We start from the raw sequence: 12916 nt of genomic DNA, 5'->3' as shown, positions 1-12916 counted from the left end.
ATCGGATCTCCTTAGGGGGTATATTTACTGCAGGTAGTAGAAGTCATCGCCGGGAAGCGCTCCTCCGACTGTCTGCGGATCCATTTCAAAAAGTACATTTAAATATCCGCTTAACATGGACTTCATCTTATCGCCGTCTATATAGGTAATGCTGCAGTAGGGAATGGCTTTCTCTGCGACAGGGGCTTTTTCAATAATTCCGGCAGCAGCAACTAAAGCAGCAGCCTCGCTTACATTAGTATTGACAAATTCTGCTGATTCCTTACGATCAGCAAGGAACTGGTTAATTAACTCCTGATGATCCTTTAATATATTATTTTTGCAGACAGTAACTCCGGTTACCAGACTGCCGCTTCCATCTTTTGCAGCGGCATCCCATTCTTTTGTTAAATCAAGTACCATTTTCAGCTGATCATTTTGAGCCATTGCAGCTGTAACAAAAGGCTGTGGGAGAAGACCCACCGCATCTGGTTTCTCTTTTAATACGGCAGCTACCTCTGCCGCTTCTGATTTATACTCCAGCTTTACATCGTCAGTGGTCAGTCCGTTGGCTTTCAGGACATGGGCGAGAGCATAGTCTGGGGTTGTCCCTTTTCCTGTTAAATAAACGGTTCTGCCCTTTAAATCTGCTGTGGTGTGAATGGAGTCGTCAGCGGAGACTGCATAGAGGACACCCAGCGTATTGATATCCAGAACGGTTATATTATGGTTAGTTTTGGTATAAAGTATAGATGCCATATTAGCGGGAATCAAAGCAACATCCAATTCTCCGCTTACTACTTTCCCCAGGAGCTCGTCAGGAGCAGTTACCATGGTAAATTCATAGGAATTATGGGTTTTACCTTTTTTTGCCTTGTCCATCAGTCCCACCAGACCCATGGAAGTAGGACCTTTAAGAGAGCCGATTTTTAATGTGTAAGTGTCTGACGGGGCTTCGGTGTTCCCGGCCGCTTCCGCCTCTGCAGTAGTTTCCTGATCTTTGGAACTCTGGACTGCAGTAGTGCTTTCCTGTGCAGGTGCTGAGGTCTGGGGACTGTTCTTGGCACAGCCGGTTAAGACTACAGCTGTCATTGCCAGTGAAGCAAGTGCAGATAAAACTTTTTTCATAATAATCCTCACTTTCTGTCCGTACCATTTTATATTGGTTTTCCATGCAAACAGAAGAAAAAAAACCACGCCGACAGGCATGGGATTTCCGGTTTGACGTATTCTCCTCGCCTTCTCCGTCAGGGTATCCTTCCGGGTTAGTACGAACAGGGTAATTATACCATTTTTCAGCTGTGTTTGTCAAAATATTATGCGAAACAAGGTAGAAATGTGTTATACTTGTAACACCTGCAGAGAGAGACTCTGTAAGGCGTGTGAAAGGAGAAAAAACAATATGAACAATGTATATGAGAAGCTTCAAAGCTGTTTAAAAAGTGTACGTGAGAAAACGGATTTTGTCCCCGAAGTTGCCCTGATTCTTGGTTCCGGACTGGGTGAATATGCAGAGGAGATTGAAGTAACTGCTACCATAGATTATAAAGATATTGAGGGATTTCCGGTATCAACAGTACCCGGACATAAAGGGAGATTCATTTTTGGTTATGTAAATAAGGTTCCAGTGGTGATCATGCAGGGACGTGTCCATTATTATGAAGGATATCCAATGACGGATGTGGTGCTTCCCGCACGGCTGATGGGGCTGATGGGAGCAAAAATCCTGTTCTTAACCAATGCCAGCGGAGGTGTAAACAAGGAATTCAAGCCAGGAGATTTTATGCTTCTAAGCGATCATATCGCAACGTTTGTTCCATCCCCTTTAATTGGCTCCAATATCGGAGAACTGGGAACCAGATTTCCGGATATGAGTGATATTTACCGTAAAGAACTGAGAGCTTTAATTAAGGAAGCGGCCAGGGAAGAGGGAATTGAGCTCCAGGAGGGGATTTATTTACAGCTGACGGGACCGGCGTATGAATCACCTGCTGAAGTGCAGATGTGCCGGATACTGGGAGCAGATGCGGTTGGAATGAGCACAGCCTGCGAGGCGTTGGCTGCAAATCATATGGGCATGAAGGTATGTGGTATTTCCTGTATTACGAATATGGCGTGCGGGATTATTGACCAGCCTTTAAGCCATCTGGAGGTCCAGGAGACGGCAGACCGGGTGGCACCGCTGTTTAAAAGACTGATTACGGCATCCATTACGAAGCTTGCCGGTAAATAAAGGGGGAAGGGGCTTATGGATCAGAGGCTGGCGGAACGGATTTATGCTGCGTCAGGGAGGAAAAAGCCGTCGCTGGTATTAAAGAATGCCAGAATGGTGAATGTATTTACCTCAGAACTGGAGGATGGTGATATCGCCATTGAGGACGGTTATATTGTGGGAATCGGTTCGTATGAAGGAGAGACAGAGACAGATTTAAACGGTAACGTGGTCTGTCCGGGGCTGATAGACGGACATATTCATCTGGAAAGCTCCATGCTGTCTCCGGAGGAATTTGCAAAAACAGTCATACCCCATGGAACCTCCGCGGTTGTTACGGATCCTCATGAGATTGCCAATGTGGCGGGAACAGAAGGAATCCGGTTTATGATGGATCATACAAAGGATCTTGATCTGGACGTATACTTTATGCTCCCTTCCTGTGTTCCGGCAGCAAAGCTTGATGAATCCGGAGCTGTTCTTTCAGCAGATGATCTTGCTCCTTTTTACAGGGATAGACGGGTGCTTGGACTTGCAGAACTGATGGATTGTCATGGTACCATACAGGCAGAACCGAAGATTATGGAAAAAATAGCCAGCGCTGCTGATCATGGGAGAATGATTGACGGCCATGGACCTTCCTTAACCGGGCTGCAGCTGAATGCGTATATCACAGCTGGTGTCAGTTCAGATCATGAGTGTTCCCGCCAGGAAGAGGCGGTGGAAAAGATCAGGCGGGGCCAGTGGGTTATGATAAGGGAAGGAACAGCAGCCAGAAATCTGGAGGCGCTTCTTCCTTTGTTTCAGGAGCCTTATTATCACCGATGCATGCTAGTGACAGATGACAGGCATCCAGGAGAATTATCCAGGCTTGGTCATATGGATTATATCGTCAGAAAAGCCATAAAACTGGGGGCGGATCCGGTGCACGCCGTGATCATGGCATCTTATCATGCTGCACGGTATTTCAGGCTGGATCAGGTAGGTGCCATTGCACCCGGATACCAGGCTGATCTGATTGTCGTCTCAGATCTGGCAGAATTTAATGTCAGCAGGGTTTACCGGAAAGGGATACTGGTGGCAGAAAACGGACGGTTAACGGATAACACCGGGGCAGAAACCCCAAAAAACAATGTATTGCCGGACAAAGTGGGAGATTCCTTCCGATTAAAAGAAATTGTACCGGAAGATTTTGCCTTGAAAGAAGAGGGAGATACCATAAGAATTCTGTGTTTAACTCCAGGAGAGCTGACTACAAAAGAGAGGCTTGTCCCCTGGACGAAGAAATTGAGAGAAGATCCGAGGTCTCTTGCAGCCGCTGACATTGTGAAGATGGCTGTTTTTGAGCGCCATCACAATACCGGTCATATCGGTCTGGGTTTTCTTGGAGGTTACGGACTGAAGCAGGGAGCGGTGGCGACCAGTATTGCCCATGACTCCCATAATCTGATTATAGCAGGGACTAACGATCAGGATATGGCACTTGCAGGAAATGTGGTGAGGAAAAACCGGGGAGGTATCGCAGTTGCAGCCGATGGAGTGGTACTTGGTGAGCTGGCACTGCCCATTGCAGGGCTGATGAGCAGAGAGTCTGCTGACTGGGTCGGTGAACGGCTGGAGGAACTGAAAAAACAGGCAGAACTGCTGGGGGTCGGAAAGGAAATTGATCCCTTTATGACGCTTGCTTTTGCCAGTCTCCCGGTGATTCCAATGCTTCGGTTAAATACCTGCGGCCTGATTGATGTTGAGAGGCAGGAGGTCTTAAAAACCATATTTTTCAGTATTTGAAAAAATACATCCAATCAGTAAATAAGTATTGATAAAAATATAACAATATGCGATAATAGTCGAAAAGGAAGTTCACCAAGGGATTTATTCGGAGGGAGATTATTCATGAGAGTAACTATATGCATAGGAAGTGCATGCCATTTAAAAGGTTCCAGAGAGATCATAGCCCAGCTTCAGAATCTGGTGAGAGAGAAGCATCTGGAGGATCAGGTTGACTTAAACGGTTCCTTTTGCAGCGGGAACTGTGTCAATGGAGTGTGCGTGACTGTTGACAGCCAGATCTATTCCTTAAAACCGGAAGATACAAAGGAGTTTTTTGATAAAGAAATTCTGGGGAGGCTTTAATCATGGGAATCATTGATTTCAAGGCAACCAAATGCAAACACTGCTATAAATGTGTTCGTAACTGTGAAGTCAAAGCAGTCATGATTAAAGATGAACGTGCAGAGATTATGTCGGATAAGTGCATTTTATGCGGAAAATGCATGCAGGTATGTCCCCAGTCTGCCAAAACGCTTGTCAGTGACCTGGATCTGGTGAAAGGGTATCTTGATATTGGATATAAAACGGTGATATCTCTTGCTCCATCTTATATGGGGCTGTTGAAATATAAAACTGCAGGTCAGGTAAACGGTGCCTTAAGAAAGCTGGGATTTACCGATGTAAGGGAAACCTCGGAGGGGGCTGCGGTGGTGACTGCAGAATATACCAGACTCTTAAAAGAGGGGAAGATGGAAAATATTATCACGACCTGCTGCCCCAGTGTTAATGATTTAATCGAAATCTATTATCCGGAACTGATTCCCCATCTGGCACCGGTAGTTTCTCCCATGGTAGCCCATGGAAAGATGTTAAAGGAAGAATTTGGAAGGGATACGAAGGTAGTTTTTGTAGGTCCCTGTATTGCGAAAAAGAAGGAAGCGGAAGATTTAAGGCATGGGGATTATATTGATGCTGTCTTAAATTTTAATGATATAGAAGGATGGCTTGCACAAGAGGAAATTACCATAGAGGATTGTGAAGATGTTCCTTTTGTTCATATGAATCCAAAAGTAAACCGGTTATATCCTGTTACCAGTGGGATCGTCAGCTCTGTGCTGGCGACGGAAGCGAAACGGGATGGATACCGGAAGTTTTATGTTCATGGGTGCCGCAATTGTATGGATCTTTGCGAGAGCATGCTCCATGGAGATATTACAGGGTGTTTCATTGAAATGAATATGTGCTCCGGAGGATGCATCAAGGGACCGGCGGCGGACCATGAACACATATCCAGATTTAAGATCAAACTGGACATGGAAGAGACCATCGAAAAAGAGCCGGTTCCTGATGAGGAGATCCAGAAGATCTTTCAGACGCTGACATTTGGCAAAAACTTTTTAAACCGTGCTCCCAGAGATATCATACCGACAGAGAGTCAGATTCAGGAGATATTAAAGAAAACAGGCAAGACGAGACCGGAAGATGAGTTAAACTGCGGAGCCTGCGGTTACTCCACGTGCAGGGAAAAGGCTGTGGCAGTTATTCAGAAAAAAGCGGAATTAAACATGTGCATTCCGTTCATGCATGAAAAAGCGGAATCCTTATCCAATCTTGTTATGGAAACTTCCCCCAATATTGTTCTGATTGTAGATAAGGAGATGAAGATTCTGGAATATTCGGCAGTGGGAGAGAAGTATTTCGGCAAGACCAGGCAGGAAGCATTAGATATGTACCTGTATGAGCTGATTGATACTTCTGATTTTCAATGGGTTTATGACACACATCAGAAGATCCACGGAAAGAAAGTCACTTATGGAGAATACGGAATCTCAACATTACAGAACATTGTTTATGTAAACAACGAGGATGTGGTGCTGGCAACCTTTATCGATATTACAAGGGAAGAGGAACAGGCCAGGCAAGAATACGAAAAGAAGCTGGAGACGATTGATCTGGCTCAGAAAGTAATTCATAAGCAGATGATGGTGGCTCAGGAAATTGCAGGACTTCTGGGGGAGACCACTGCAGAAACTAAGACTACGCTTACAAAGCTGTGCAAGTCTCTGCTTGATGAAGGAAGTGAAAGCGAGGTTCGATGATGGGAGTCACCGTTGACGTTGCTTATAAAAGTTTAAATAAATTTAATGAAGTGCTGTGCGGAGATAAGGTGGAGCTGCTCCATACGGAAGATTCCAACATTATGATTTTGGCAGACGGTATGGGTAGCGGAGTAAAGGCAAACATACTGGCTACAATGACTTCCAAGATACTGGGGACTATGTTTTTAAACGGCGCTACACTGGAAGAATGTGTGGAAACTATTGTGGAGACATTGCCTGTCTGCCAGGTCAGGCAGGTCGCATATTCAACCTTCAGTATTCTCCAGGTATTTCATAGTGGAGATGCTTATCTTGTGGAGTTTGATAACCCGGGCTGCATTTTTATCCGGGAGGGGAGCCTGGTTTCCGTTCCCCGGAGTATGCGTGTCATTCGGGATAAGAAAATTAATGAATACCGGTTTCGTGTGAAAAAAGGAGATGCTCTGATCCTTCTCAGTGACGGAACCATTCATGCAGGCGTGGGACAGCTTTTGAACTTTGGCTGGCTTTGGGATGATGTTGCTTCTTATGCAGTAAAACAGTACCGTCTGACCGTATCTGCGGTCCGTCTGGCCAATTCATTATGCCGGGCCTGTGATGAACTTTACCAGTACCGGCCGGGAGATGATACTACAGTTGCTGTCATGCGGATTATCGACAGCAAACCAGTTCATTTAATGACTGGTCCACCCAAGGATCCGGAAGACGACGCAGGCATGGTCAGGGATTTCCTGGGCGGAGATGATATGACAAAACGGATTATCTGTGGAGGAACCAGTGCTAATATTGTATCCAGGACCACAGACCGGAAGCTGAAGGTATCGCTTGATTATTCTGATCCGGATCTGCCGCCTGTGGCTTATATTGACGGCATCGAACTGGTAACAGAAGGGGTATTGACGCTGAATCGGGTATTAAAACTTTTAAAGCGCTATGTTAAGAATGAATCGGTCACGGAGGAATTTTTTCTGGAACTGGATAAACCAAACGGAGCCTCCATGGTAGCAAAGATGATTATTGAGGACTGTACAGAATTAAAGCTGTATGTAGGGAAGGCGATTAACAGCGCGTACCAGAATCCGGGGCTGCCCTTTGATCTGGGAATTCGCCAAAATCTTGTGGAGCAGCTGAAACATGCGGCAGAAGAGATTGGGAAGACGGTTACAGTTACTTATTATTAATAGAGATTATTCACACATCCACAGTGAGTGGAGGCTTCAAGGAGGAACGATATGGTAACAAATGATGCAACCTTACTTCGCATCAAGCATCAGGTTTTAAATGAAGTGGCCAAACTTGCCTGGGAGGGCATACTGGAAAAGAAACGGGATGAGATTCCTTATCACATAATTCCGGGGCCTAAGGCGCAGTTTCGGTGCTGTATTTACAGGGAGAGGGAGATCATCAGAGAGAGGGTCCGGCTGGCAGAGGGGTTCTGTCCCAGCGGAAGAGATACAAAAAATGTAGTTCAGGTAATTAATTCTGCCTGTGAGGGCTGTCCTATAGCCAGATATGTAGTAACGGATAACTGCCAGCTCTGCATGGGCAAGGCCTGTCAGAATTCCTGTAATTTTGGAGCCATTACCATGGGGCATGACAGGGCCCACATCAATCCTGACAAATGCAAGGAGTGCGGCAAATGCTCTCAGGCATGTCCCTACAATGCTATTGCAGACTTAACCCGTCCCTGCAAAAGGAGCTGTCCGGTGGATGCAATTACGATGGATGATGATGGTATTGTTGTTATAGATGAAAGTAAATGTATTCAGTGCGGAGCATGCATACACAGCTGTCCCTTTGGTGCAATTGGGTCCAAGACTTTTATGGTAGATGTAATTAACCTGATCAAGGCTGGAAAAAAGGTGGTAGCTATGGTTGCACCTGCTACAGAAGGACAGTACGGTCCTGAGATCACCATGGCCAGCTGGAGAACGGCTCTTAAAAAGATCGGTTTTGAGGATATGGTAGAGGTAGCGCTGGGCGGTGACTTAACCGCTGCAGCAGAAGCCAAAGAATGGGCAGAGGCCTATAACGAAGGAAAGAAAATGACGACCTCCTGCTGTCCGGCATTTGTCAATATGATTAAGCAGCATTACCCCATGCTTCTTGAGAATATGTCTACGACTGTATCTCCGATGTGTGCAGTTTCACGAATGCTGAAGGCAGACGATCCGGAAACGATTGCTGTTTTTATCGGTCCCTGTATCGCAAAGAAAAGCGAGGCCCTGGATTTAAATGTTAAGGGAAATGCAGATTATGTGCTGACTCTTGGAGAGGCTCATGCCATGATGGTTGCAAAGGGTGTAGAACTGGAACCGGAGGAGAATACATATCAGGCAGGATCCGTATATGGAAAGCGTTTTGGCAACGGAGGCGGAGTTACGGCTGCTGTTCTGGAATGTCTGAAAGAATCAGATGAAAATACGGATATCCAGGTTATGAAATGCAATGGAGCTGCGGAATGCAAGAAGGCACTGATGCTTTTAAAGGTTGGAAAGCTGCCTGCAGATTTTGTTGAGGGAATGGCCTGTATGGGCGGCTGTGTCGGTGGTCCCAGCAAGCATAGAAGTGAAGGAGAAGCTAAAAAGGCCAGAGATTTACTAATTGGACAGGCAGATGACAGAATGGTCCATGATAATATAAAAAGTTTTGGCCTGGAGGCTGTTAAGATGCACAGGAACCAATAGAATAAAAGAAAAGCGTCCCAGCCGGCTGATCCGGCATAGGGCGCTTTTTTTGACAGGTAAACTTACATTCCTGTAAACTGATTTTTGACTTTGGAAATTTTTTGCTGCTCTGCCTGATCAGTGGTATACCAGCCCTTGGAGGACATCTTCTTATAGATATCATCCTGCATGCACAAAGTATCATTTAACGCATTGTCAAATGCCTGGTGTACATTCATGGTAGGGGATTCAAGTGTTCCGTGCAGGTACAAATCACAGGCACCCTTTGTGGTATTGAGTAAGTTTTCCATTATACACTTATCGTCCATCGTGCGTCCTCCTTACACTAAGTTATAAAAGTTATCAAAAATTTGCTGGTGCTTTTGCTGTAACTGTTGTACACAGGCTTTTAACTCAGGATCCTGTAAATTCTGGGCAGCATCCTGGCACTGGGTTTTTAAGAATTTTTCATGTCCGAGAGCATCTTCAATATAATTTAATTCTTTTGGGCTCATGTCTCATCACCTCCAGTCATAGTATGGAGGTTTTTTTAGGATCCATGCATTTTCCGGATAATTTCCGGTTATTTTTTTAATAAAAAACCTCCTTCTGAACTGGCAGAAGGAGGTAAAAAATTAATTATCGTTAATTGATCTTTTTACATAGCTGGTATGAAGAAGGTGATGTGCCTTCTCGCTTCCAGGGGTGCCAAGGAATGTATTATAAAGTTCCTTGATAGCAGGGTTCTCATGGGATTTACGGATGGATAACGCTGCATCTGCATCGTAGAGAACTTTTGCACGCAGGGTGCGGATATCTGTGGTATTGCGTACGTATCCTGGCTGCTGAGGCTGACCGCCGCCGTTAACACAGCCGCCTGGACAACCCATGATTTCGATAAAGTGATAATCTGCTTCACCGGATTTAACCTTGTTTAAAAGCTCTCTTGCATTGCCAAGTCCAGAAGCTACAGCAACTTTTACGTCCATATCGCCAACGCGATAGGTAGCTTCCTTGATGCCTGCAGTTCCGCGTACATCACTGAATTCCAGCTTCTTTAATTCTTCCCCTGTTAAGGTTTCCACTGCAGTACGAAGGGCCGCTTCCATAACACCGCCGGTTGCGCCGAAGATTACACCTGCACCGGAATAGATTCCAAGAGGAGCATCAAACTCTTCGTCAGGAAGATTGTTAAAACGGATACCAGCTTGTTTGATCATTCTGGCTAATTCTCTGGTAGTTAAGGAATAGTCTACATCAGCAACACCGTTGGCGTCCTGATCATCTCTTCCGATTTCGAATTTCTTTGCTGTACAGGGCATGATGCTGACGGATACAATATCCTCAGGCTTTAAGCCCATCTTTTCTGCATAGTAGGATTTGGCAATAGCGCCGAACATCTGCTGCGGGGATTTACAGGAAGATAAATTCTCTGTCATATCCGGGAAGTAGTGCTCACAGTATTTTACCCAGCCTGGAGAACAGGAGGTAATCATAGGAAGAACACCACCGTTCTGAACGCGCTCAATGAATTCATGAGCCTCTTCCATAATGGTTAAGTCCGCACTGAAGTTGGTATCGAATACTTTATCAAAGCCCAGTCTTCTGAGAGCAGCAGCCATCTTGCCTTCTACATTGGTTCCGATCGGATAGTCAAATTCTTCTCCGAGAGCAGCGCGTACAGAAGGTGCTGTCTGAACGATTACATGCTTAGCAGGATCTGCAATGGCAGCAGCCACTTCATCAATGCTGGTTTTTTCGTAAAGGGCGCCTGTCGGGCAGACTGCGATACACTGTCCGCAGGAAACACAGCTGGTTTCTCCAAGTCCCATATCAAAAGCAGAACCGATAAAGGTAGCAAAACCACGCTCGTTTGGTCCGATTACACCGATTCCCTGTACTTTTTCGCATACAGCGGTACAGCGGCGGCAGAGAATACATTTGCTGTTGTCTCTGACCATATGAGCAGCACTCTCATCGATAACGGAAGCAGTCTTGTCTCCGTCGAAATAGTTATCTGCATCCACTCCCAGTTCCTTACATAAGGTCTGCAGCTCGCAGTTTCCGCTGCGGACACAGGATAAGCAGGAACGGTCATGGTTGGAAAGAATCAGCTGAAGTGTCTTCTTTCTGTATTCCCGAAGGCTTGGAGTGTTGGTTTTTACTTCCATACCCGGATTGATCGGGTAAACGCAGGAAGCGGCAAGTCTGCCTCCGTTGATCTCAACGGTACAGATACGGCAGGCTGCTATTTCATTGGTATCTTTTAAAAAGCATAAAGTCGGTATCTCAACATGGGCAAGTCTGGCAGCTTCCAGAATGGTGGAGCCTGCCGGAGCGGTTACGTCCATGCCATTGATTTTTATAGTAATATTCTCCATGATACAATCTCCCTCCATTATTTCTTATAGACAGCGCCGAATTTACATTTCTCCATACAAACGCCGCATTTGATACATTTTTCAGGATCAATGACATGCAGATTCTTTACAGAGCCAGTAATCGCGTTAGCCGGACAGTTTCTTGCGCAAAGCGTACAGCCTTTACACTTGTCAGCATCGATGTAGTAGGAAAGAAGTGCCTTACATACACCAGCCGGACATTTTTTCTCGTAAATATGGGCATTGTACTCATCACGGAAGTACTTTAATGTGGAAAGTACCGGGTTTGGAGCTGTCTGTCCAAGTCCGCATGCGGAGTTAGCCTTAACGTAATAGCACAGTTCTTCCAGACGATCTAAATCTTCCGGTTTTGCCTGTCCATTTGTGATTTTTTCAAGTATTTCAAGCATACGCTTTGTACCAATACGGCATGGGGTACACTTACCGCAGGATTCCTCAACTGTAAACTCTAAGAAGAATTTAGCGATATCAACCATACAGTCAGTTTCATCCATTACGATTAATCCGCCGGATCCCATCATGGAACCGATTGACAGAAGATTGTCGTAATCGATGGGGATATCATAATGTTCAGTAGGAATACATCCGCCGGATGGTCCGCCTGTCTGAGCAGCTTTAAATTTCTTTCCGTTAGGAATGCCGCCGCCGATCTCTTCAATAATTTCACGCAGTGTGGTACCCATAGGAACTTCTACCAGACCGGTGTTGTGGATTTTGCCGCCTAAAGCGAATACCTTAGTTCCCTTGGATTTCTCTGTACCCATGGAAGCAAACCATTCCGGGCCGTTTAAGATGATCTGAGGGATATTTGAATAGGTTTCAACATTGTTTAAGATGGTTGGTTTACCAAACAGACCTTTCTGAGCAGGGAATGGAGGTCTTGGTCTTGGCTCGCCGCGGTTTCCTTCGATGGATACCATCAGTGCCGTTTCCTCGCCGCATACGAATGCGCCTGCACCCAGACGGAGATCAATGTTAAAGGAAAATCCTGTTCCGAAGATATCATCACCTAAAAGTTCCATCTCTCTTGCCTGTGCAATGGCAATCTTAAGACGGTCAACAGCGATTGGGTACTCGGCACGAACGTAGATATAGCCCTGGGATGCGCCGATAGCGTAACCTGCTATGGTCATGGCTTCCAGCAATGCATGAGGATCTCCCTCTAATACGGAACGGTCCATGAATGCGCCTGGGTCACCTTCATCTGCGTTACAGCATACGTACTTCTGATCAGCATCATTCTGCTTTGCCAGTTTCCACTTCATACCAGTTGGGAAACCAGCGCCGCCGCGTCCTCTTAATCCGCTGTCTAAAAGAACCTGGATTACTTCATCAGGAGTCATTTCGGTAAGAACCTTACCAAGTGCCTGATATCCGCCGGTACCGATGTACTCTTCGATTTCCTCCGGATTAATAACACCGCAGTTTCTTAAAGCGATTCTGTGCTGTTTCTTGTAGAAATCGGTATCACTTAAGGCTTTGATTCCTGACGGAGTTACAGTCTCGTCGTAAAGAAGGCGTTCTACCGGACGTCCCTTTAATAAGTGTTCACTGACAATTTCCGGAATATCTTCTTCTTTTACCATTGCATAAAAAGTGGCATCCGGGTAAATAATCATAATGGGGCCGAGAGCACAAAGACCATGACAGCCGGTCTGTACAACTGATACTTCTTCAGAAAGCCCCTGTTTTCCTAATTCGTCTCTTAATTTAACCATAATCTGCTGGCTTCCGGAGGAAGTACATCCGGTGCCGCCGCAAACCAATACGTGTGAACGATACATCCTT

The 12916-nt window shown here is 45.7% G+C and carries 11 protein-coding genes; 6 read left to right on the top strand and 5 right to left on the bottom strand.

Annotated features, from left to right (window positions below; genetic code table 11):
* Window positions 1–24: 24 nt before the first annotated feature.
* The gene (locus RZO55_RS19905; RefSeq protein ID WP_318066010.1) at window positions 25–1107 is read right to left on the bottom strand and encodes an ABC transporter substrate-binding protein; all 1083 of its coding nucleotides are present in this window, start codon (window positions 1105–1107) and stop codon (window positions 25–27) included.
* A 274-nt stretch (window positions 1108–1381) separates the two neighbouring features.
* On the opposite strand from RZO55_RS19905, the gene RZO55_RS19900 reads away from it, so the two are divergent.
* The 6 genes from RZO55_RS19900 to RZO55_RS19875 all read left to right on the top strand — a co-directional run bounded on the left by RZO55_RS19900 (window position 1382) and on the right by RZO55_RS19875 (window position 8747).
* Complete coding sequence (locus RZO55_RS19900) at window positions 1382–2212, top strand: purine-nucleoside phosphorylase (protein WP_318066009.1); 831 nt, start codon at window positions 1382–1384, stop codon at window positions 2210–2212.
* A gap of 15 nt (window positions 2213–2227) precedes the next feature.
* Entirely contained in the window at window positions 2228–3979 is a 1752-nt protein-coding gene (gene ade / locus RZO55_RS19895) for an adenine deaminase (RefSeq protein ID WP_318066008.1), read from the top strand.
* Window positions 3980–4084: 105 nt separating this feature from the next.
* Entirely contained in the window at window positions 4085–4324 is a 240-nt protein-coding gene (locus RZO55_RS19890; RefSeq protein ID WP_097002407.1) for a (2Fe-2S) ferredoxin domain-containing protein, read from the top strand.
* Between the two features lie 2 nt (window positions 4325–4326).
* The gene (locus RZO55_RS19885) at window positions 4327–6060 is read left to right on the top strand and encodes a [Fe-Fe] hydrogenase large subunit C-terminal domain-containing protein (RefSeq protein ID WP_318066007.1); all 1734 of its coding nucleotides are present in this window, start codon (window positions 4327–4329) and stop codon (window positions 6058–6060) included.
* Entirely contained in the window at window positions 6057–7241 is a 1185-nt protein-coding gene (locus tag RZO55_RS19880) for a SpoIIE family protein phosphatase (protein WP_439100065.1), read from the top strand. The genes RZO55_RS19885 and RZO55_RS19880 overlap by 4 nt, the downstream gene beginning before the upstream one ends.
* Window positions 7242–7292: 51 nt before the next feature.
* Complete coding sequence (locus RZO55_RS19875; protein WP_318066006.1) at window positions 7293–8747, top strand: 4Fe-4S dicluster domain-containing protein; 1455 nt, start codon at window positions 7293–7295, stop codon at window positions 8745–8747.
* 62 nt (window positions 8748–8809) lie between these two features.
* On the opposite strand, the gene RZO55_RS19870 is transcribed toward RZO55_RS19875, so the two are convergent.
* The 4 genes from RZO55_RS19870 to RZO55_RS19855 all read right to left on the bottom strand — a co-directional run bounded on the left by RZO55_RS19870 (window position 8810) and on the right by RZO55_RS19855 (window position 12912).
* On the bottom strand, window positions 8810–9055 hold the full coding sequence (locus RZO55_RS19870; protein WP_318066005.1) for a spore coat protein: 246 nt from the start codon (window positions 9053–9055) through the stop codon (window positions 8810–8812).
* Between the two features lie 12 nt (window positions 9056–9067).
* Complete coding sequence (locus RZO55_RS19865; RefSeq protein WP_318066004.1) at window positions 9068–9241, bottom strand: hypothetical protein; 174 nt, start codon at window positions 9239–9241, stop codon at window positions 9068–9070.
* A gap of 120 nt (window positions 9242–9361) precedes the next feature.
* Window positions 9362–11107 (bottom strand): NADH-dependent [FeFe] hydrogenase, group A6, encoded by a 1746-nt coding sequence (locus tag RZO55_RS19860; RefSeq protein WP_318066003.1) that lies wholly within the window; start codon window positions 11105–11107, stop codon window positions 9362–9364.
* A 17-nt stretch (window positions 11108–11124) separates the two neighbouring features.
* Window positions 11125–12912, bottom strand: a complete 1788-nt coding sequence (locus tag RZO55_RS19855; protein ID WP_318066002.1) for an NADH-ubiquinone oxidoreductase-F iron-sulfur binding region domain-containing protein — start codon at window positions 12910–12912, stop codon at window positions 11125–11127.
* Between the last annotated feature and the right edge of the window lie 4 nt (window positions 12913–12916).

It is taken from the genome of Clostridium boliviensis, assembly GCF_033342255.1.
GTDB classification, from domain to species: domain Bacteria; phylum Bacillota; class Clostridia; order Lachnospirales; family Lachnospiraceae; genus Lacrimispora; species Lacrimispora boliviensis.
The sequence above is the reverse complement of the archived record's forward strand: the minus strand, read 5'-3'. Positions and strand labels throughout refer to the sequence as shown.

Coding starts and splice junctions, on each gene's coding strand:
- RZO55_RS19890 (WP_097002407.1), top strand. CDS start 4,085: ATGAGAGTAACTATATGCATAGGAAGTGCATGCCATTTAAAAGGTTCC.
- RZO55_RS19880 (WP_439100065.1), top strand. CDS start 6,057: ATGATGGGAGTCACCGTTGACGTTGCTTATAAAAGTTTAAATAAATTT.
- RZO55_RS19870 (WP_318066005.1), bottom strand. CDS start 9,055: ATGGACGATAAGTGTATAATGGAAAACTTACTCAATACCACAAAGGGT.
- RZO55_RS19860 (WP_318066003.1), bottom strand. CDS start 11,107: ATGGAGAATATTACTATAAAAATCAATGGCATGGACGTAACCGCTCCG.
- RZO55_RS19865 (WP_318066004.1), bottom strand. CDS start 9,241: ATGAGCCCAAAAGAATTAAATTATATTGAAGATGCTCTCGGACATGAA.
- RZO55_RS19905 (WP_318066010.1), bottom strand. CDS start 1,107: ATGAAAAAAGTTTTATCTGCACTTGCTTCACTGGCAATGACAGCTGTA.
- RZO55_RS19900 (WP_318066009.1), top strand. CDS start 1,382: ATGAACAATGTATATGAGAAGCTTCAAAGCTGTTTAAAAAGTGTACGT.
- RZO55_RS19885 (WP_318066007.1), top strand. CDS start 4,327: ATGGGAATCATTGATTTCAAGGCAACCAAATGCAAACACTGCTATAAA.
- RZO55_RS19855 (WP_318066002.1), bottom strand. CDS start 12,912: ATGTATCGTTCACACGTATTGGTTTGCGGCGGCACCGGATGTACTTCC.
- RZO55_RS19875 (WP_318066006.1), top strand. CDS start 7,293: ATGGTAACAAATGATGCAACCTTACTTCGCATCAAGCATCAGGTTTTA.
- ade (WP_318066008.1), top strand. CDS start 2,228: ATGGATCAGAGGCTGGCGGAACGGATTTATGCTGCGTCAGGGAGGAAA.